Raw genomic sequence first — 21,322 nt, forward strand, 5'->3', positions numbered from 1 at the left:
GGCTCTGGAACTGATCACCACTTCTTCATCGTTGTGGCTTTTCACCAGTTTTTGCGCGCCGGGTATCAGGCGTACGCCACCAGGCAGCACGACGGCGTCGTAAAGATCGCGGTGGGCGCTTGTCACGCACCGGTGCGACCCAGTTGTTCATTGGTCAACACCGCCTCCGGCGCCGCGACGGTAAATGCGTTGGCTCCGGAGCAGCGTGTGCATTGAAAGGTCGTGGAAACAAGGCGATGAATAAGCACGATGACCAGTCGGTCAAAATTAATGAATCTTTTTACGCACGGCTCGCTCCATTAGTCTGAATCGACCAAGGAGAGTCCAATGGCAGGACAGCAGTTGTATGTGATCGAGTATGAGCTTCATGGGGAATTTCGCACCTTCATCATCCGGCTGGAGCGTATGGACAACGCTGAGGCATGGCACTGGGCAAGTTGCGATGCGGGGGTCGGCATCATTCCGCGGTTCGGCCAGCACAAGATAAAGAAGGTGAGCCGGCCGATGGCTGAGCGCTATGGTATCAACAATGTGCGTTGGCGGGCGTCAGGAGAAGGGCCCGAGTTCGTCGCTCCCCCCATTGATGTAAAGAAATTCTCGAATAGCGGTACGGGCAATACCTGAAGCCGGTTGCGCAGTAGGCCTGTCTGCAGTTTCGAGCAGGCTTTCGTTCATGGGTTCGCTTCTCAGGTTTCGAGACACGATCATCCTCGCTTTCAGGAGACAGCGCGTGCCGCGAATCGGGGCGGGCGTATGGGGACGCGTTTGAGGCTGCTGGCACCGTTGCTGATAATCGGGTAGCTGTCGCCCTGGTTGAACGGCCGACAGCTTCACCCGTGCTGGTGTCAGCAATCCTGATCAATCGGCGTTGTAACGTGGGGCAAGCCGATTGCTGGACAGTTGGCCGAACAGGGCTTGCCGGCTTGCCTCGTAGCGCTCGAATGACTGCAGGTCATGCATCGAAGGGATGGAGATCAGTACCTCGTCGTCAAAGTCCTGCAGGGCACCGTCCACCAGGTCCTGGGCCGACATCACGATGCCTGGATCCAGGTTTTCGACCGGCAAGCCGCCGATCTGCCAGAAGTCGGTGGCGGTGGCCCCTGGCAGTACCGCCTGGATCCTGATGCCTTTTTCCGCAAGTTCCTTGTGCAGTGACTGGGTAAAGGCAGTGACGTAGGCCTTGCTGCCACCGTACACACCGTTGAGCAACTCCGGCGCCAGGCTGACAACGGACGAGATGTTGATCAGGGCACCTTGCTTGCGCGCGACAAATCCTGGGATGGCCGCGTAGGTAAGGCGGGTGAGGGCGGTGACGTTGAGGGTGATCATTTCAGCCATGCGCTCGACATCACTTTCCAGCAGGCTGGTGTGAGTGCCTATGCCCGCGTTGTTCACCAGCAGGCTGATGCTGGCGTCCTCACGCAATTTGCGCTCTACCTTGGCCAGATCATCCGTGTTTGCCAGGTCTGCCGGAAATACCTCTACGTTCTGCCGGGTTTCGGTAGTCAGCCGGCTGGCCAGGGTGTTGAGGCGCTCCCGGTTGCGGGCGACCAGCACCAGGTCGTAACCCCGACGTGCCAACCGTTCTGCGTAGATCGAACCGATGCCGGTGGAGGCGCCAGTAATGAGTGCAGTGCCTTTGAATTGCTGCTTCATGATCATGCTCCGTTGTGTGGATGTGGAGCCCATGATGCAGAGGTTCGTACTTGTCTTAAACGACACATATGGTACGTTTTCAGGACATCGAATCATGGAGCTGCAACCATGCACCGGGTCGGCTATCTCATAACCGAAGGTTTCCAGATCATGTCGCTGGCAACGCAGGCTGTGTTCGAGTTCGCGAACATTGCCGCGGGCGAAACGGTTTACAGGATCCAGAATTTTTCCGTCGGGGGCGGCACGGTGCGTTCTTCCCTGGGCATGTACATGGACACGCTGCCGTTGGGGGCTCCTGGTTTGGCGGATACCTGGATGATCACGGGTACTCTGACCCCGCTGACTCCGCCAGGCGATGAAGTGCTGGCCAGCGTTCGAGGCTTTGTCGACGGCGCCCGCCGCATCGCAGGCCTGTGTACCGGCTGTTTCGTGCTGGCCCAGGCCGGCGTGCTGGATAACCGGCGGGCCACGACACACTGGGCTTATGCGAAAAAGCTGCGTGAACTGCACCCGAAGATTGAGGTGGAAGAAGACCGAATCTTCATTGTGGATGGCCAGATCTGGACGTCCGCCGGAATGACCGCCGCCCTGGACATGGCGCTGGGTATGGTGGAGAAAGATCTGGGAACCGAGTTGGCCAGGTCAGTGGCACGAAAGCTGGTGATGCATCAGCGCCGCTCCGGTGGGCAATCGCAGCATTCCGAGCTGCTGACGCTTGCGCCGAAGTCTGATCGGATTCAGAACGCCTTGGATTACGCCCGCAAGCATTTGAATCGCCCATTGAGTGTCGAGGAGCTCGCAGAGTCCGTGCATCTGAGCCCCCGGCAATTTACCCGTGTATTCACTGCCGAAACAGGTCAGTCGCCCGCCAAGGCCGTGGAGAGCCTGCGTCTTGAGGCTGCCCGTTTGATGATCGAGCAGAGCCGTCACAGCCTGGATGTGGTAGCGAAGGAAACCGGCTTCAGGGACCGCCGGCATATGCGTGAGGTGTTCATTCGTGGCTTCGGTGTCCCGCCTCAAGCCGTACGAAGAGATGCCCGGCGGGTGGTATCGGCCGGATAGGGCTGACAAGGCCCTGTTCGGGGCGATCGGTGATCGCCCCTTTTGCGGTTCAGGGGCGGTCCTTGAGGGTTTCGAAGGCTTTGACGCTTTTGATCAGGCTTTTGGTGCTGGCGGAACCGGCACTGTTGAACAGGAAAGAGAAGTCCGAGGCCAACGAAGGGCTGCCGGCAATCGTCGCGTACTGATGGCACTGGTTGCAGTCATCACCCTGTACGTAAGTCTCCATGGTGGTGTTGGCCACCGGCACGTTGCCCTGGCTGATGAATGGCCCGTACGACAGCGGCACTTGCGCGTTGGCGCCCGGTTCCGGGCTGGGCGGATTGGGGGCGAGGGTCCAGAGTACGTTGATCAGCTTGTAGTACTGGAACACCGACTGGCCTTGGCTGTGCTGCGCGAAGTTGGCTTGCACCGCGCTGTTGAGGGCCTGCAGGTCGCTGGGTAGGGGGTGTTCGCGGGTGGTCTGTACCGGCTGGTCGCGTGGGAAGAGATCGGTGCATTGCTTATCGGGATGGTGTTGCTTGCACTGGATACGGGCTTGGTTCGGTGTGCACTCGGGGCCACTGCCACAGTCAGGGTTGTTGAAGGCAAAACCGTTCGGTGGGGTTTGTTGCGGCGGGGCCTGGGCCGGTTCAGGCACGTTGTCGACCTGCTCGAAAGTGGTCCAGATGAAGTTGGGCGAAGCCTGGGTCTTGTTGATGATATGCAGGCCCACCAGCCCCACCACTTCCTGGGTGCAGTTCAGGGTATCGGGGCGTTTGAGCCAGGCGACGGTGGTCAGGTAGCGCCCGAACAGTTCGGGTTTGCCGGTCAGCACCCGCCAGGCGGCCTTGAGCTCGATCGCGCCCAGCTGCTCCTGCGGGACAGGGGACGGAGGCAGCGAGCGCATCGGTTCGCCGATTGGCAGCGACAGCCCCTCCGGTGTCTTGCCGTCCTGGTTTTGCGCCACCTTCAACTGGTTGGCGGCGTCGTAGAGCCCCTTGTCGACGATGTAGTCGAACTCGGCCTTGCCTACCTTGCGCTCAAAAAACACCAGGTTGCCAGACTGGTCCGTCAACCAGCCGCCGGACGCTTCCATGACCGGGTCGGGAATGGACGCGAGTGTTCCGGTAGACAGGTGGAATCGGTGCAAGGCATTGATCGCGCCTTCGGAGGTGGCGTTCATGAACTTGCGTGCGCCTACCTTGAGTGACTTGAGGCTACCCTGAGTGCTGCAACCGGACGGCACCAGGGTTTGTACGCCCCAGCCAGTGGGCGTGGGCGCGCCGGGCAGGAAGATGTCATTGGCGTCCTTGTAGCTGGCCCATACCGGGGCCACGCTCATGGGTTGGCCCGGTGCGGAGGGGACACCGAACTGCGCCAGCGTGCTGTTCATGTCGGGTTCGCCCGCCAGGCTGGCGGTGGCCGGCCAGCCGGGGTTCACCGGCCAGTTCAAGGCAATGAACAGCTGCCAGCCAAAGCAGTTCATGAACGCCTGGCTGGTGGCATTGAAGTTGTTGACCGGCAGGAATCCCCCGCTGGCCGGGTTGAACACCAACTGCTGCTGCACACAGACGTCGGCATCCGACAGCGTGGCTGCCGTGGCGGGTTGCGGGGTCGACAGGCACAGTAAAATGCCGCACAGCAGCGACAGAAGACTCAAGCGTGACCAGGACATCATTGCGCTCCTTGCAAGCTGTGAAGCCGCACCCGAAGGTGCGGCGGTAGAGAGGCGAGACTGGCGTGGTTCAGGCGCCAGGCACCAGCGCCAGGCCGGATTCCCAAGGGTGGTCTGCCGCGCTCACGTTCACGTCTTCATCCGGATTGAGCGCACGCACCGTCACCAGGCCGGGGGCTGCGGTGGGGCTGACCGTGATGGTCAGGATGTAGGCCTGTGTGCCGCCGGCGTTGGTCTGGCCGGGAATGGCCGACGCGTCGGGCAGGTACTGGGTGACCTGCGCGGTAACCCCGGGGTTGGAGAATTGCACCCTGGCATTCTGCGCCGTGGTGGTCTTGTCGGCGCCTTGCACCACCAGCACGAACTGATTGCTGCTGCCCGGTGCAAGCCAGGCGGGCAGGTCGGTGGGGGAGTTCCCGTAGAACAGGTCCAGCGGCAGCAGTTGCACCGGCCAGGGTTGCAGGCCGGCCACCCGGTCCTGCACGCATGGGAAGGATTGAGGTGTGACGCTGAGCGGTTTGACGGTGACGCTCAGGCCCACCAACAGTTGTTGGGCGATGACCCACACATAGTTGACCTTCTGGTTGTTGATGGTGATGTCATTGATCGAGAAGCCGGCGCTTTCCGGCACCTCGAACACCGCCTGCAGGATCTGGTCGGAGCCGTTGGCGGCCGACTTGGCCGTACCGCGGGTGATGCGCCAGTACTGGCTCACGTCCTGGCCTTGCGGGCCCTTCCAGGCGCTGAAGTCGGTGGGTTGTTGCAAGTACAGGCCAATAGGGTTGGTCAGCGACAGTCGGTTGTTGACCGCCGTGGTATTGGCCATGAAGCCGATGTGCGGGTCGGAGTTGCGATAGTTCTGCCCGTACTGCGCGCAGCAGATCAGCGACTGGGCATTCTGGCTGCTGCTCACCGGGCGCAGGATGGTGGCGGCGGCGGCCAGGTACACCTCGGCACTGAGGGTATTGGGGCCGGATGTCAGGTGCATCGCTCCGCCGTACTGGCCGGGCACACAGGCGGTTCCGGCGTTCCATTTGTTGACGGTGTCATAGGCCGGCTTGCCGGTGGTGGGGTCCATGACCGGATCGCCGGCCTTGCCGGTCGGGCAGTCTTCGGCATAGCGCAGGTACAGGTCTTCGAGCTGCACGCTCGGGTCGATGTATTCGCGGTACAGGCCCAGGACCGCGTTCGGGTCGATGCGCCACATGGCCAGGAAGTACGCGGGGTTTTCACAGGTGAAGGTGATCTTGCGCATGTTGCCGTTGGCATCGCGCACGATCGACCACTCGCAGTACTCGTCGAGCCAGCCCCGTGGGCCGGAAGGCGTGAAATCCTTGTACGTGCCATTCCAGGCGATGCTGGGGCAGCGCTTGACCGGCAGTTGCAGCACAGTGCCCTTTTTGTTCGGGTCGTAAAGCGTGTAGAGGGTGTTGTCGAGGGTGATCTGGCCGTGGTCGGCCAATTCCATCACCTGGTCCAGGGTCATGGCCTTGCCGCCCAACTGGGGAATGACCGCCGCACCGTTGTTGTAGAAGAACGTCCACAGGCGGTTGGGGAAGGGCGCCCAGGTGATCGCGGGTGGGGTCACGTCGCCGAAGCCCTCTACGAGCGGGTTGTAGTAGCCCGAGCGGGGAGCGTCGTTCAGGCCCGACCAAGGGTTGCCGATGATGGACGATTGGGTCCAGCCGGTGAGGTTGTTGTTCCAGTCGGTTTCAAACTGCGGCAACTGGTCTTCCAGGCCCAGCTTGTTGTAGTCCTTGGGGGCTTGTCCGGCGGGAGAGGTGAACTGCTTGAAGGGCGTGCTCATGTCGGTTCTCCTGGTGTGCGTGAGGTGGAAGCAGAGCAGCAGCCGGCGACCGGGGGCGGGCCGGCGAGGGTCTGGCGCGGGTCGTCCCACACCAGTTGGGCGATGAAACCGGGCAGGGTCGTGTATTCGTCAGGCGTCAGCACGCGGCCACTGTCGAGGTGGGTCACCACCAGCGACAACTGCACCGCATCGCCGCGGCCAAGGCCCAACGCAGCAGCGTTGCGGGCTGCATTCAGTGCGCGCGACACGCCATGGGTGATGCATCGGCCCTTGTCGTCCACCAGCCCCATGCCGATACGGCTGAAGCGCCCCACGTAATGCGGGTTGTCGGCGCTGACGTGCTGTGCGGTGGCGTCGGGCTGGTCGAGAAAGACGTCGATCAGATAGGTGTCGTGAGTGCAACGTACGTGATCGAACACCACCCACGGCCCGGGCCCTGCGGCATTTTCCGCGGCGCTGGCGGCCATTGCGCTGTGCTTGCAGCAACGGTTGGTAGCCGCCTTGGGCGCGCCAAATTGTGGGGCCACCGGCGCACCATAGTCGTAGCCAATGTGCCGGCTGTCCTGGGCCATGTCGCCGAGGGTGGTGTAGCGCCAGGCGTCGGCGCTGGTGAAGGTGACCTGCGCGGCGTCGCGGCCGGAGAAGGGCTGGAGCAAGCTCTGTGTGGTGAATTGCGCCCCGGGGTTGGCCCTGATCCAGACCTCGAGCATGCGGTCGATGTTGGCATGATAGGAGCAGAAGACCGGGTCGAAGGCGGTGTAGGCGTTGTCGGCCATGTCGCCACCGATCCAGCCGTGATAGTTGTCGTGGGGTTGCTCGTACAGTCCATCGAAGTTAAGCGCACGATTGGGGTACAGGCTGTCTTGCTGAGGTGGGGCGAACACCGGAATGTTGGCCCACGGGTAACCGGGCACACCCTGTGGTTGGCTGAAGGTGGTGAACTTCAGGGCATCCACCACCTGTTGCTGGAAAATCCGGCTCATGCCGTACAAGCGGGTGCGCTCCGGGCGCGAGTCGTCACCATGGGTGTAGAACAAGCGGTCGCGCTGTACATAGCGGCAGTCCACCCCGTTGACCGCGCCGCCGGCGCACACTTTGGAACAACCATCCTTGGCGGCCGCGTAGCGCAGGGGATTGGGCCGGGTTTCGCCAGTGTGCGGGTGCACATAGGTTTCATCGAGGAACGCCTGGGGCAGGCCGGCCTGCGGGCTGCCGTCGACACTGGCATCTTCGGCCATCCAGTCCCAGTAGGGGATGGCGCAGTCGATCAGTTGTTCCAGATACAACAGGTATGCCCGGTGCCACAGGGCAAACGCCTCCTGGTAATGCAGGCACCAGTTGGTGTGGATATAGGCGTAACGTTGCCAGGGTGAACCGCTGTCGGGGTCGCCCACCTGCATCACGTCGTCCAGGCGGGCGCGGTACAGGTTCAGCTCCTCAAGGCTGAGGGCACGGATGTCCTTTCTCACCCGCTTGACCGGTTGTGGCAGGTCCGGTGGCGGAATGCGTTCGGCCAGATTGAAGGGAGAGCTGGCGTCCAGGCGCCAGCCCTGGTTGACCCACAACCTGAAGGTTTCCAGCGCGTCGATCGGCCAGAACTGCTGCTGGTCGAGGGTCAGCGGCATGTTGCGCGAGGCCAGGTGCTGGTAGATGGTTTCTGACCAGGCTTTGACCGAGTCGGGGTCGTCCAGGTAGACGAAATAGGCGTTCATGCACCCGGTCCAGGAGGCCGCCACGGCCGCACGCTGCGCGGCGGGAATCCAGTAAGGCGCGGTAAAAAGGCCGTGGATGTCCGCGGCCCATGTCGGTTTCGCGATGATCATAAGGTCCCTCTCATGCGCCCCGCAGGCCATATCTGGCCGGGCTGCTAAGCTCAGTTGATGGTAAAGGGATGGCACGCAGGGAATCGTGCAAATTGGCCCGTCCTTGCGGCGGATTCATTGCAGTTTTTCAAGGAAGACACGTGAAAAATGACAGACGCCATGGATCTGAAAATTCTGGGAAAGCTGCAAAAGGATTGCAGCCAGAATCTGGAGTTGCTGAGCGACAGCGTCGGGCTGTCTTCCACCAGTTGCTACCGGCGCATCAGGCGCCTGGAGAGCGCAGGTATCATCAAGGCCAAGGTCGCGATACTGGACGAGCGCAAGCTGGGCATTCAGGTGACCGCCTTCTTCCTGGTCAAGCTGGACCGCGACAGCAACGACATCGACCGCAAGATGCAGCACATCCTGGCCAGCCACCCGGAGATTCAGGACTGCTACCTGATGACGGGCGAGTTCGATTTCGTGATGGTTGCCAAGTTTCGCGATGCCACCGAGTACACCGACTATATCTACCGGTTTCTCGACACCTACCGGGATATTCCGATTCGCACGTACTCTTCCACACTGGTGGTGCGTACGGTTAAGAAGTCCTATGAGTTGCCGCTGGAAGGGGGGCTGCACCGGGCTGTCGATGCCTGACCAAGGAAGCCAGTGCGGTGCATGGTACCCCAAGCACCCGCGCAGGCCGGAACCAGCTTGCCCAATGGTGCTGGACGCCGCACCCAGAGCCCTGAGGTGCCGCCGTACCCTATCGTGGTGCGGCTGCATTGCAGGTTCCAGCTCGGCCGCATCGATGATGCCCTTTGCCTTGGTGGGTTATCTACTTGTTGGATGCCCACTAGCGTATTGACCGAGTTGGTCGACCATGGTGGCAGATCACTTCGTCGTCACCGCACTGAACACCGGTACATTCTGCCCTGCGGCGTTCTGCACCAGCATCGCCAGTGGCTGCAGGCCATTGGCGTCAGCGCTGCCACTGCGCGCGGTCAGGGTCAGGTTGCCGAAGGCACAGCTCAGGGTAGCGGTGCTGCTACCGTCGTTGAAGACCAGTTTGATGTTCAGCTCGCTGGTGCTCCAGGTGAAGCCCTGCCTGGCCAGGGTCAGGGTCGCCAGGTCGTCGCTGCGGATCAGGGTCCAGGTGCCGGTGGAGGCTCCACGGTCGAACGCGAGCACGTTCCTGATCAGCGGCCCGTTCGTGCCGCCACTGACCTGGCTGGTGGAGACGAAGGTCTGTATGTACCCGGGAGTGCTGTACACGGTCTGTGACTGCGAGGTCATCTGGTCCTGGAACCCGGTGATCAGCAATATCACGTCGCCCGCACTGTTCAAACCGATGGTCTGTGGCGACTGGCCCGGCGTGCCATTGAGCTGCTGGGTCTTGACGTTGCTCGCCTGCCATTTGCCGGTGACCTGTACGTTGGGGTTGGCGCCTTCGAATGCAGCAACCCGCGGGCTCACCGAGAAGCTATTGATCACCGGTGCATTGGCGATGACGCTGACAGTCTGCTGGGCATTGGGCACCTTGTTGCCGTTGAAGTCGTAGCCGTCGAGGGTGTAAGTCACGGTGTCGTCCGGCTGCGGGTCCGGCTCCCAGGCGCTGGCGTTGGCCGGCACCACGACCTGGTAGGGCGTGTTGTCCTGGCTCCAGCTGATGGTGCGCTTGGACAGGGCGAAGGTTTGCCAGTTCAGCTGCACCGGCGTGCCCTGCCTGATCACGCTGGCGTTGAGGGTCATGAAGCGCAGGATGCCCGGGGTCGGCGCCTGCTTGACCAGCGCCACGGTCTGGTAGCCGTCCTGGTAGCCGGGAATGTTGCTCCATTGCAGGTAGGCCAGGGTGGTGCCGGCCTTGAGCTGGGTGACGATGTTGCCCAGCATGAATTCGAAGCTGGCCTGCTCGCCGGTGCCGAGGATCTGCTTGTTGGTCAGCTGGTCCGGTGTCAGGGTCCAGCTCGGTGAGCCCTGGGTACTGGGCGCGATGGACCAGCGGTTGCCGTAGTCCTGCACGGTCTGGCGGGTGAAGCTGGCGGCCCGCTCCGCCGAGGTGAGGGCGCCGAAACCGTCGCCTTTGTCGGCATAGACGAAGGACAGGGTGAAGCTCGGCGCCTGGGGGCCCCAGGGCACGTCCTCCGGCACGATGGGCGTGTCCGGCGATGGGTTGCTCAGGCGGAACACCAGCGAGCAGGTCATTGGCGAATCGGCCTTCTCGGTGATGTAGATGACGTTGCCGCCATTCAGGGCGAAAACCAGGTTCAGCGGCAGCAGCTTGCCCGGATCGTTCTGCGCCATCACCGGCAATTGCACCGAGTCGCCGTCGCCGAACCAGCAATCGACGGTCACCTGGCGCGGGCCGGGCAAGCCGCTGATGTTGACCCCGTCCAGGGTCACGGTCAGTTTCGCCTTGTCCTTGAAGGTACTGTTCTCTGCCTGGGCCAGGCACCACACCGGCCCCTGCGGGGTGTTCTGGAACTGCGGGGTCCAGCCTGGGCAACTGATCTGCACCGTGGCCGGGTCGCTGACCAGGCTGCCGAGGAACAGGTACAGCAGGCTGGTGTTGCTGTCAGCCTCGGTCTCCAGCACCGGTGGGCTGCCTACCAGCTCCAGGTCGGCGCCGCTAGCGTTGGTCAGGGTCAAAGTCAGGGTCTGCGCCTGGTTCAGGTAAGCCACGGGCTTGCCGTCCTTGTTGGCGATGCTGTACTCGATGGCACTCATCCGGGTCACTCCCTACCGTTGTCGCGGACCAGCCGCAGCCAGCCTTCTTCGATGCGTTGCGGGGACGCCAGGGTCGCGGTGGGCACCGCCGAGCCGGGCGCGAGGTTGCTCCAGCCGGTGGCGCCCGGGTTACGCGTCACCCATTCCCAGATGAACCCGTTTTCCTGCGGCACCGGTACCGGCATCACCGTGCCGGCGCCGACCATCGGCGTGGTCAGGAAGGTCACCGCGATCGCGTCCAGTGCGGGCTGCCACTGGGCGCGGGGGATGCAGATGGTCTTCACCGGGACGATGCCGGCGGTGGCGTTCACCGAGCCGTGAGGGTCGATGAGCAGGGTCAGGGCCAGGCCGTCGCCGCTGTCGGAGGCGGGTACGGGGCTCAGTGAGGTCTTGTTCACATCCACTGGCATCACGCCATTACCTCCGCTGGCCGCTGGCGAGTAGAAGGTGGTCCATTGGTCGGCGCTGCCGTCCTCTACGAAGTAGCCCACCAAGCCATCGTCATACACCCCGAGGTCGCCCAGGCGCACCGGGAATTTCACGTTGCCGATGCCGGCGCTGGGCCGCGGCTGGCCGGGGCTCAGGCCGACGCTGGCGGCGAAGGCCGGCCAGCTGTTGTCGGCGGCGGGCTGGCCTTGCAGTTCCAGGCGCAGGGCCGCACGGACCACCGCCAATGGCCGGCCGATCAGCACGCTCAGGCTCGGGTCGGCAGTCGGCGCGGCCGGGCCGCTGGCTCCGCTGGCCTGGTCGAGGGTGGCGAGCAGGGCCTGGAGGAAGCCCAGGCCCTGCGGTTGGTTGTGGAGGGCACGGATGAAGTTGGCCAGGTACGGGTTGATCGAGGCCATTACCTGGTCGAACGGCCGGGACCAGTTGGCGCTACCTGGCGCACCCTGCCAGCGCGGGCCGAGGGTATTCAGCGAGCCGATCGGCAAGCCGTCGGCGTCATACACACTGAGGTTGTCGTCAAGGTGGTTGAAAAGCACCCAGCCGCAGATCGGCGCCGGCCCCTGGTCGGAACACTCGGCCTGGCCATCCTCGGCGCTGAGCCAGCGGAATTGCAGGCGCGCCGGCTGGGTCAGGCGCGGCGGCAGGACAATCTTGCCGTTGTCGACCACCTCGCCACCGGCCAGGCGCTGCTTGAGGCGCTGGGCGATGATCGGCGTCGGCTTCGGCAAATCCACCGCCTGGCCGTAAGCGTCCACCAGGCGCAGGCGGTTGATTCGCAGTTCGCCGCAGCGCAGCGGGTTGAAGCCGTTGTTCGGCGCCGGTGAGGCGACGTTGAAGCCGTCGATCGCCGGGGCCACCTGGGTGTTGGTGAAGTTGCGCACGATCAGCGACGGGCTCAGCGCGTCCACCACCGGCAGTTGCAGGGTCTGGCTACGCATCAGCAGGCCCTGGTTGAAGCCGGTCAGGCTCTGCGCCATGGCCTGCAGGTCGAGCTGGCCGAGGATGCCTTGCAGGACCTTGGCATTGGGGTCGTCCGGGTAGTTCTTGAGGTAGACCTCGATCTGCGATTGCAGGTTGAGTTCGGTGCGACCGGCCAGGGTCAGGGTGCCGGAATAGGTCTGGAAGGCAGGATCGGGTGTCAGCCCGGCGACGGCGTCGAAGTCCAGGCCGTCCGGATCAAGGGTGAAGGAGCCGGTCACCGCGTCGGCGGCATAGTCGACCCCGCTACCGGCCAGGCCGACGCGGTGGTAGGGGTAGAACAGCACTTCCCAGTTGAGGAAGGTCGGCAGCCAGGGTTGCGACCAGCTGCTCAGGCCCACCGGTGACGGTGCGTTGCCGACCAGGGCCACCGCCGCATTGGCGGCACCGCTGCGGGCGTCGGCCGCCAGCAGGTGCTGGTCCCGGGCGGCGCGCTGGGCGCTGGCGATCTGTTCTGCGAGGGTGTCGCTGTTGATCGCGGCCAGGCGCTGCGCGCCGTTGCCTTGGGTGAACTGCCGGGCCAGGTCCGGGGCGCGTAGCGGGTCGAGGGTCAGTGATTCGGCCAGTAGCGCGCCGAGTTCCGGCGGATAACTGGCGCCCGCCGGTGCGCTGGCCAGCGTCACATCCGGGGTGAACAGAGCGCCATGCACCCGCAGCCCGCTGACCAACTGGTTGCCGCTCCGGCAACCGAGCAGGCCCTCGGCATGGAAGCGACCATCGCCGCCATGCCGTGCCGAGGCCTGGGTGGTGGGTCGTCCGGCCAGCAGGATCACCGGGTCGGCCGGCTGCCAGAAGCGCGCCGCCGAGGACGGTTTGATTTCCCAGCCGGTGCCGAGGGTCTTCTGCAGGGCAGCCAGGGCGCTGTCGATCCGGGTTTGCAGGGTAGCGATGCTGCCGCTGCTGGTCTTGCTGCCCGCCAGCGCGCTCACCGCCGACAGGTCGTAGTTCTTGATGAAGGCGCGGGCCTGGTCGGCGGTGAGCGCAGTCGGGTTTGCCTTGTTGAACTGCAGGAGCATGAACTTGGCCCAGTCGACGAACAGCTGCTGGCGCAGGGCATCAAGGTCGGCGCTCTGGCCGTCGAGGCTGCGCTGCAGGCGGTTGACCTGCTCCAACTGCTCCACGGCATCATCCGGCAACTGACCGTTGCCCGCGGACGGATCGGCGCCTGGCGCGGTGACCTGGCGTGCCAGCCACACAGTGCCGCCGGGGTAGGCGGCGAAGCCGGCCTGGTGCACCGCCTCGTCGGCCGCAGCGGCGCCACCGACCTTGCCCAGCTCGTGGAGTAGCCCCTGCTGGAAAACGTTGAGCAGGGTTTCCAGGTCGGCCACCTCGGGGTTGCGCGCCTGGATCAGCGCCGCCACCGCCTCGGCGGTGTTGTCGGCGATGACCACGTCGATGCCGTCGGCGCTCGGCGGGGTCAGCCAGGCTCGTTGTGGATCCCAGGTCAGGCCGCTCAGCAGGCCGTTGCACACGGTACGGTTGGGCACGTCGGGGCTACCGCTGAGCGCCCATTCCAGGGTCTGGGCGATATAGGCCTGGCGCGCCTCCACGGTGGTGGCGCTGGCCGGATAGACCAGGGCCGCCAGCGGGTCGCTGGCGCTGTTGGCGTACCAGCCCACCACCGAGTAGGACAGCAGCGTCTCGGCGGTGAAGGCCTTGGCGTCGTCATCGTCCAGCGGGTCCCAGAACGAGAACACGTTGGGGCAGTTCGGATACGCCGCGGCATAGGCCGGGGTGCCGTAGCCCACGGTGGTGTTACTGCTGGCATAGGTGCCGCCGTTGCGCCCGGCCCAGTCGGCCTGGCGGTAGACCCGCCCCTGGAACAGGAACGGCTGGCTGGCCCCGGTCAGGTCCGGGGTCACCGGCACTGCCCGCGAATAGATATTCTGCGGCAGGGTCTGGTCCTGCACCTGCTGCAACTGGTCGCTCTCGATCACCCAGGCGGTCTGCACCGTGCTGCCGTCGGCGTTGCCGCCGGCGAAACGGGTCACCAGCCACAGGTTCGGTGCCTGCAGGAAGGCCACCTTGCCACCGTCGGTACGGCCACGAGCGAGGCTGTCGGGCAGCGCCCAGTGCAGGTGGATACCGGGCTGCATGGCGTCCTGGCTGTCGACCGCGTCGAATGGCTTGGGCAACAGGTTCTGCGCCAGGTAGGGGCCCACCGCCTGGGTCGTCGGCATCAGGGCGAAGTTGCTGGCCACCGCGGCGAAACCATTGACCGCGCTGGCGTCTGGTTTGCCGATGACCAGGGCGGTGACATCGATGGGGACGATCAGACCGCTGTCGCTCATGCCGAAACCTCCTTGTCTTGATTGCTGAAGCGCACGGTCTGCACGCCCTCCACCAGCTCCAGGGCGAACTCCGCCGGGGTGAACGGACGCTGGGTACCGTCCGGGGCGAGGTTGGCGTTGCTGGTCACCAGCTGCGCCTGCAGGCTCTTCGCCAGGTCGGCGATCTTCAGCACGCGCTTGCCACCACCGGCGGCGCGATAGCCGACGGCGACGCTGGCGCCATCGATCTGGTCGCCGGGACGGGTGTTGGCCGGTGCAGTCTTGGGCACGGTGACATAGCGCAGCGACTTGCTCGCCTGGCCGATATCGACGCCGAAGTGCATGGCCTCGGACGGCTCGCCGATATCGACATGGCTGATCTGCCCGGTGGTCATGAACAGCAGCACGGTGGGCGCCAGCACCTGCTGGCGCAGCACGCCGTCGAGCAGCGTGCCGTTGGCGTCGTAGGCGCGCACCTCGATGCCCGGCCAGCCGCTGACCACGTTGGAGCGCAGGACGAAGCCGCTGACCGTGGTCGCTGGCGAAACCGCCGCGTACAGGCGCGCCACCAGCTCGGCGTCGATGGCGGCGTCGAAGGTGCAGGAGCGGCCGATGCTGGTGGCGCCTTCGAGCAGGGCATTGATCCAGTTCGGGTCGAGGACGAAGAAGCGGATCGACTCCGCCGGCAGCATGGCCTCGTCCGGCACCAGGTAGCCGAAGGGCAGGCCCTTGAGAGCAGCGAGGCTGCCCAGCCACTGGGTGAGCTCGCCGGGTACCGGGTCGCTGCTGTTGGCGCGCAGGAGGCCAGCCTGTGGCTCGGCGACCATGGCCTGCAGGTTGAGGAACTGACTGTTGCGCTGGGCGAGCCGGGTCATTCTGCGGTCTCCGACGAGCTGGAAGAGCGGGCGCACTGGGCGGCCAGGGATTCTGCGATCAGGCCGATGGCCAGGCCGCGCAGGCCGGGCTGGCTGGTAGGTGCGGCACTCAGTGCGCGCAACGCCGAGTTCGGCGTCACCGAGGCTCGCAGGCGCAGGTTGAGGACCTGGGTTTCGCTGTTTTGCGCCACCTTGCGCGCTTCGCTGCGTTTCCACGCATAGAGAGTGCTGGCGAACAGGGCGTTCTGCAGGGCCAGGCCACGGCCGATCTGCCAGGCAGCGGCGTAAGTGACGTCCATCAAGCCGCTGGCCGGGTCGAAGCGCACCGCCTGGTCGGCCACCACCAGTGGCGCGGCACCCGGTGGTGGGACGATGACTGGCGACGAGGAGAATGGCAGCAACGGGCCGCGATACCACGACACCGTGGTGTCGCCAAGGCGGGTCTGGTGGTTCATCGCCGTGTAGCCCATGGCGAAGGCGTTGCCAACGGCCTGCCCGGCGCTGCCGCTGGCGTTCGCCGGGGCGGGCAGCCGCAGCGGTGCGCAATCAACGCCTTCGAGGTAGCCGCTGAAGGTTTCCTGTGGGTCGAGGGAGGTAAACGACCAGCTTGCCAGTGACACCAGGCGAAGTTTGTCCGCCGTGCCGCCGGCGGCCAGGGTCAGCGCCGCGGCGGTTTCGCCGTCGCCGGTGGGCAGGTAGCGCGCCAGGCCTTCCAGGGAGACCAGGTGCACCACACATTTCTGGTTCGGTGCCGGCAGGCGGTTGCCCACCACCACCGAGAAGTTGCCTTCCTGCTCGCCGTCGTCCTGCGCCTGCTTCTGGGTCAGCACCACGCTGCGAGCGTGGGCCAGCCAGTCCAGTTCGTCGAGGGTCGGGGCGATGGCGGCGAACAGCTCGGCCGGCACGTCGATCACTTGGCAGGGGTCATACCACTGCTCGCCGGTGGCCAGGGTGAAGGTGGGTGCATTGCCGGCGGTGCCGAGCAGGGCGTAGCCGTCCGGGTAGCTGGCGGTGCTGGCCGGCAGGCTGCTGGGCGTCGACTTGCCAGCCTTGGCCGCCTCGGCGCTGTGCGGGAACGCCTGGCGCTGCAGGTCGCCGGCCAGCACCGATTGCAGTGGCGGCGCTTCGTCCAGTTCGAACAACAGCAGAGCCAGCCACGCGGCGTTGTCCGCCTCCAGCTCAGGCGAGCGCTCCCAGGGCAGGGTGCGACGCTTGAAGATCACGTGGGGCAGCACGTTCTGGTATTCGCCCTGGTTGTCCGGCGGCGGGAAGCGCGACACCAGCTCGCTGTCGTCGAGGCTGAAGCGCTCGCCACGCACGGCGAAATGCCGGGTGTTGACGAAGGCTTCGTCGAAGGCGGCATCGGCGGTGGCGTTCGGGTCGCTGTTCTGCAGGTGCTGGGTAACGGTGATGCTGTAGCTGCCGGCGGTCAGCGGCGGCAGCCAGTGGGCAACGAACTGTACGCTGCCGTCGCTCAACGGCGTGGAAGATGCCTTGATCATGAACGGACGGCTCCGGAAGAGGTGGTGGGTTGGGCGCCAAGCACCGAGAGCTGGGGCGCGCTGAGCAGGGTGTTGGCGGCGTTCTGTGCCAGCAGGTCGACATTGACCTGGGTGCTCACCGTGACCCCGGCTGCGGCCAGCTGGGCCAGGATCGCGCTGCGGGCGCTGGCCACGGTGGTATTGGTCAGGGCGCTGGTGAACTGGCCCATGGCGTTGGCCTGGTCATAGCCGGTGGCGGCGGGCACGGTGGGGGCGATCCAGGTCACCACGCGGCTGGCCTCGATTTCCTCGCGCAGCACGCTCAGCTGGATTGGCAGCGGGGTGACGTCGGGGTTGTCGGCCTTGGCCTTGATGCGCAGGCCGGTCATTGCGTTGGGAATGGCGCGCTGGGTCGTGTCGTTCAGGTTGCTCAGGCTTGGGTCGAGGGCGGCGTTGATGGACCAGGTCGCTGCCGGCAGGTTTTCCACCACGGCGCTGACGTCGACGCGGATGTCCTCGGCGCTCATCTCGCCGTCGAGCTTGCTGATCACCACGCTATGGCTGGACTCGAAGTAGTCGTTGTTGACTCCCACCGGGCCGACACCGAACGCCGTGTTGCTGGCCGTGATGTTCTGCGCGGCGCCGGACCCGGTGTAGCTGGCCTGCTTGCTCGGCAGGGCGCACCAGGTGGTCAGCTCGAAGCGTTCCGGGTCGAGTACCCAGTCCATGTCGTTGACGCCGGCGAGATCCTTGAGCAGGCCGTTGGCGACCCGCACCAGGCACACCGAGTCGGTCTGCTGCACCGGTGTGGCGGCGCTGAGGCTGGCCGGCAGGGCGGCGAGCAGCAGGGCCCGCGGTGCGGGCTTTGGCGCGCTGCCGCCACCGGGCAGGAACGAGCTCTTGAAGTCGCTCCACTGGATCGGCTTGACCTCGTTCCTGTTACTGTCGCCGAAGTTGATGGTGATGCTGATCACGTACAGGTCGGCGGTGGCGGTGCCGGCGAATTCCGGGCCCCACAGCTGGATCTGCACGCCGACATGGACGCTGATGGTGAACGAGGTGATGCCGATGTCGACCTTGTACGAGGCGCCGAGGCTGACGCCGATGTCGGCGGCGTAGTGGAACGGCTTCCAGCCCAGCAGGAAGTCCACCCAGGCTTTGAACCAGGCGCGCAGATCGCCGCTCTGCCACACCGCCTCCAGGCTGCCGCCGGCCATCACCGCCGACGGCACCAAGGCGAAGTAGAGGCCGCCCTTGACCGTCAGCTCACGGGTGATGCTCCAGTTGAAGCCCAGCCGCGGTACGTCCGGGTACCAGTCCGGCTTGCTGAACGCCGGGTGGTAGCCGCCGAGGGAGACGACGAAGTCGCCGGCCTTGTAGCCGTAAGGGTTATCCGGGTTGTCCTTGGTCCAGGCGGCCACGGCGAAACCACCAGTGAGGTGGCAGTCGCGGGAAAGGATGAAGGAGTTGGCGGTCAGCTGCGCACCGAGGAACAGAGTGCCACGGTTGAAGTTGTAGGATGCCTTGAGCACCAGCTCGGCATAGCCGATCGGCGACGAGGTCTGCGGCGGCACCGACACCGAGGCCAGGCCGAGCAAGGCGATCTCGAACTCGTTGCCCAGCTTGCCGGCGGCAAGGATGAAGCCCTTGATCATCTGGAACGAAGCAACCCGCACGCCAAGGGCAAGGAAATAGTCGCCATAGGAAGGCGGCACGTACTCGTGCATCACCTTCAGCGCCTGCGAGGCGTCCTTGCCGGCGAACGGCGAACCGCCGTTGACCGCGGCGATCAGCGGCATCTGTTCGAGCTTGTCGAGGCCAGGGATGATCAGGTCGCGGTTGAAGCCGAAGCCTGCCGCCAGTGCATCCACCTGGAGGAAGGGCGGGCCGCCGATGGGGGCGGCAAGCACGGCGTAGGCGAACAATGACGGCGAGCCATCGAGGGAGGCGTAGGAGGCCATGGCCGAGAGCTGGAAACTCGGCACCTTGAGCATCAGCTGGCCGTCGTATTCGGTGACTTCGTTGCCCTTGGCATCCTCGGTGACCACCTTGAGCAGGCCGCCGTTGATGGTTACCGAGCCGTTGTCGTAGCCGATGAACAGGCCGTCGAGAGAGGCACCGTCGGGAATCGGCGGCAGCACCGGGCGGAAGGCGATGGCCGCGCCGATCAGGTCGATCTCGATGCCGCCCATGGCGAAACCGCCGTCGAGCATCAACCACACGCGCTGCTCGCGGTAGGCCACGCCGACCCGGCTGAGGCTGATCGGGCCGAAGCTCTTCTGCACATTGACCCACTTGCCCTGAGCCTTGGCGGTACCGGCAGGTACCGGCGCGGTGTTTTCGTTGGCCGCCACAAGCCGTGCCTGCTTCGGCTTCGATGGCTTGGCGAAGACCAGTTGCAGCGGCTTGGCCGGCTGGTCGCCGAGCATCAGGTTGGCCGACAACACCACCCGGCCCTCGACGCTGAGCGCCGGGACCTGCGGCTGGCCCTTGGGAATCACCGCATTGACTGCGTCGACCTGGTCCTTGTCGAATACTGCAGAGGCGATCACCAGCCCCATGCCGTCCAGGCCGACCTGCTGGATCGACGCCAGCTCGTTGCCGACCACCGGCAACTGCGAGATATCTGCTTCGACGGCGATGTCCACCACTGCCGCGTAGATCCGCCCCTGTTCGCTGGGCACGCAGACCAGGCTCACCGCGACCTTCTCGGTGCTGGCGGTAAGCACCAACTGCGACTTGTTGAAGTCGTAGGTGAACGAGGCCTGATTGAGCACGGGCAGCAGTTCTGCCGGCACCCCGGAGAGGTCGATGGCGAAGGTCTGGGCCAGGTCGACCAGGGCCAGGGTCTTGCCGGCGGTGGGCACCAGCTCGGCGCGCAGCATCTTGACCTTGCTGTCCTGGGTGAAGGTGACGGCGAAGGTGGCTGCACCGATCACCACCTTGCCGTTGAAGTGACCTTCCCAGGCGGTATTGGGTTTCGACAATTCGAGGTCGACGCTGAAATCCAGCTCTGTGCCGGCGATGGGGAAGCTGCCCTCGCAGGCGAAAGTGAATTTCGAGGTGCCGGTGTCGAGGCTGACCGCCAGGTTCTGCAGCTCCAGCTCGCTGATGGCGGCGGGGCAGCTCACGTTGAATTGCCGGGCAAGGTCGTTGATCAGCTTGCCGATGGCTAGCGGCTGGCCGTACGCGGTGCTGCCGGAGATCTTCCAGCCCTTGTCGTAGGCCGCTGCGACGGCAATATCGACGCCGGCCAGGGTCAGGTTGGCGTTCATCGAGCCAGTGGTGGCGTCACTGGTTTTGACAATGTTCACATCGACGTTGTTCAGTGCCAGCGGGCCGGCGCTGAACACCTCGGTCATGCCCAGGGCGAAGCTGTAGCTGCCTTCCGCCGGCACGGTGTCGAAGGCCAGCTTGGTCACCGTGGTATCGGGGAAGCCGCCGGCATCACCGAGGTACTGAATCAGCACGTTGCGGATCTTCACCGGGGTCATTGGCGACAGATTGCCGCCGAGTTGCAGCGGTGGCAGGCCGATGGACAGCAGCAGGTCGGCCGGGGCCTGGTTGAAGGTGAAGGGCAGGGTGGCGCTGACGCTGGCATTGAGCAACTGGCGCTGCTGCCAGTCAAAGGCGATCTCGACGCTGTCCAGCACCAGATTGGCCAGCGGTAGTTTGGCCACCGCGTCGCTCACCGCGGTGGCTGCGGCATCGCCTGCGATCAGCCCGGCAAGGGCGGCCAGGGCCGGCTGGCGGTTACCGTCGGCGCTGACCAGGATGGTCACCTGGCTGCTGCCATTGAGACTGACGGTCACTGTCCATGGCTGGCCGCCGATCTGGAGGCTGCCGCCTACCGTGCCGCTGAGGCGGGTGACGCTCTGGTCCATTTCGGTCTGGCTGGCGCTGGTCAGGGTCACCCAGGCGCCGGTAAGACTGGGGCCGCCCTGGACCAGCGACCAGTCGCCGCTGACCCCGGTGGTGATTGCGCAGCGTGTGTCGTCATTGCCGCCATAACTGGCGACCACCTCGATCTGCTTGAACGGCATGTCGGCGAACAGCGGCAGGTCTACCGGCAGCCAGCCGCCGAAGCGGTTGGCGAAGGCAAAGTTGCCTACCGCCAGCAGCGGCAGGCGGCTGTCCGGCGGGGTCAGGTCGAGGACCAGGGCGTTGTTGTCATCGAGGCTGCCGCTGAAGGTCAGGCTGCTCTGGCCGAGGGTCGCGCTGGCGACGCTGCTCAGGCTGGCGCTGATGGCCTGGCCCTGGGCGCTCTGGGTGAAGGTCAGGGTCAGCTGGCAGAGGCTGGGGTTGGCGCCGAGGCCGTTGAGCGTCCACTCGCCGCTGGGCGTGCCGCTGACGCTGAAACTGGCCGGCCAGGCGCTGCCGGGGTCGCTGATGCTGGCGCTGGCCAGGGTCACGTTGCAGGCACCGAACAGACTGTCCAGGGCGCTGATACCCGTGGTTCCAGCGCCCAGGGCAAGGTTGCCGGCGGTGTCGATCTTCTGCTTGAGCTGGGCCTGCAACTGGCTCAGGTCCTGCGTAACGGCATTCATGGCGGTCATAGGG

At 65.0% G+C, this 21,322-nt stretch carries 12 protein-coding genes and 1 pseudogene; 3 read left to right on the forward strand and 10 right to left on the reverse strand.

What is annotated here, in order from left to right; translation table 11 throughout:
- Positions 1-30: 30 nt before the first annotated feature.
- Positions 31-120 (reverse strand): annotated as a pseudogene (locus ACIQYU_RS10825) (protease); the annotation flags it as partial.
- A gap of 207 nt (positions 121-327) precedes the next feature.
- On the opposite strand from ACIQYU_RS10825, the gene ACIQYU_RS10830 reads away from it, so the two are divergent.
- Positions 328-624 (forward strand): DUF6555 family protein, encoded by a 297-nt coding sequence (locus tag ACIQYU_RS10830; protein WP_112251630.1) that lies wholly within the window; start codon positions 328-330, stop codon positions 622-624.
- A 234-nt stretch (positions 625-858) separates the two neighbouring features.
- Here ACIQYU_RS10830 and ACIQYU_RS10835 read toward each other — a convergent pair whose 3' ends face one another.
- Entirely contained in the window at positions 859-1,656 is a 798-nt protein-coding gene (locus ACIQYU_RS10835) for an SDR family oxidoreductase (RefSeq protein ID WP_207832079.1), read from the reverse strand.
- Between the two features lie 108 nt (positions 1,657-1,764).
- On the opposite strand from ACIQYU_RS10835, the gene ACIQYU_RS10840 reads away from it, so the two are divergent.
- Positions 1,765-2,718 carry a GlxA family transcriptional regulator gene (locus ACIQYU_RS10840; protein WP_241106765.1) on the forward strand — a complete coding sequence of 318 codons (954 nt, stop codon included), beginning with the start codon at positions 1,765-1,767 and terminating at the stop codon, positions 2,716-2,718.
- 49 nt (positions 2,719-2,767) lie between these two features.
- Here the strand turns inward: ACIQYU_RS10840 and ACIQYU_RS10845 are convergent, their stop codons facing one another.
- From ACIQYU_RS10845 to ACIQYU_RS10855, 3 genes are all read right to left on the reverse strand, one after another.
- Positions 2,768-4,372 (reverse strand): hypothetical protein, encoded by a 1,605-nt coding sequence (locus ACIQYU_RS10845; RefSeq protein WP_402799601.1) that lies wholly within the window; start codon positions 4,370-4,372, stop codon positions 2,768-2,770.
- A gap of 70 nt (positions 4,373-4,442) precedes the next feature.
- Positions 4,443-6,179 carry a hypothetical protein gene (locus ACIQYU_RS10850; RefSeq protein ID WP_207832073.1) on the reverse strand — a complete coding sequence of 579 codons (1,737 nt, stop codon included), beginning with the start codon at positions 6,177-6,179 and terminating at the stop codon, positions 4,443-4,445.
- Complete coding sequence (locus ACIQYU_RS10855) at positions 6,176-8,002, reverse strand: tyrosinase family protein (RefSeq protein ID WP_402799606.1); 1,827 nt, start codon at positions 8,000-8,002, stop codon at positions 6,176-6,178. Before ACIQYU_RS10855 ends, ACIQYU_RS10850 begins: the two co-directional genes overlap by 4 nt.
- A gap of 159 nt (positions 8,003-8,161) precedes the next feature.
- Between ACIQYU_RS10855 and ACIQYU_RS10860 the strand changes: the two genes are divergently transcribed.
- Positions 8,162-8,641: an Lrp/AsnC family transcriptional regulator gene (locus ACIQYU_RS10860; protein ID WP_207832066.1), complete on the forward strand. Its 480-nt coding sequence runs from the start codon at positions 8,162-8,164 to the stop codon at positions 8,639-8,641.
- Positions 8,642-8,878: 237 nt separating this feature from the next.
- Here the strand turns inward: ACIQYU_RS10860 and ACIQYU_RS10865 are convergent, their stop codons facing one another.
- The 5 genes from ACIQYU_RS10865 to ACIQYU_RS10885 are packed head-to-tail and all read right to left on the reverse strand — an operon-like array spanning position 8,879 to position 21,318.
- Complete coding sequence (locus tag ACIQYU_RS10865) at positions 8,879-10,711, reverse strand: hypothetical protein (RefSeq protein WP_402799609.1); 1,833 nt, start codon at positions 10,709-10,711, stop codon at positions 8,879-8,881.
- Between the two features lie 5 nt (positions 10,712-10,716).
- Positions 10,717-14,427, reverse strand: coding sequence for a hypothetical protein (locus tag ACIQYU_RS10870; protein WP_402799612.1), 3,711 nt, complete (start codon positions 14,425-14,427; stop codon positions 10,717-10,719).
- Positions 14,424-15,281, reverse strand: coding sequence for a hypothetical protein (locus ACIQYU_RS10875; protein WP_241106770.1), 858 nt, complete (start codon positions 15,279-15,281; stop codon positions 14,424-14,426). The genes ACIQYU_RS10870 and ACIQYU_RS10875 overlap by 4 nt, the downstream gene beginning before the upstream one ends.
- Positions 15,278-16,783, reverse strand: a complete 1,506-nt coding sequence (locus ACIQYU_RS10880; protein WP_233694524.1) for a hypothetical protein — start codon at positions 16,781-16,783, stop codon at positions 15,278-15,280. Before ACIQYU_RS10880 ends, ACIQYU_RS10875 begins: the two co-directional genes overlap by 4 nt.
- On the reverse strand, positions 16,780-21,318 hold the full coding sequence (locus tag ACIQYU_RS10885; protein WP_402799617.1) for a DUF6603 domain-containing protein: 4,539 nt from the start codon (positions 21,316-21,318) through the stop codon (positions 16,780-16,782). Before ACIQYU_RS10885 ends, ACIQYU_RS10880 begins: the two co-directional genes overlap by 4 nt.
- Positions 21,319-21,322: the final 4 nt, after the last annotated feature.

Origin of the sequence: Pseudomonas sp. NPDC096925, from assembly GCF_044762545.1 — a bacterium.
Taxonomy (GTDB): Bacteria; Pseudomonadota; Gammaproteobacteria; order Pseudomonadales; family Pseudomonadaceae; genus Aquipseudomonas.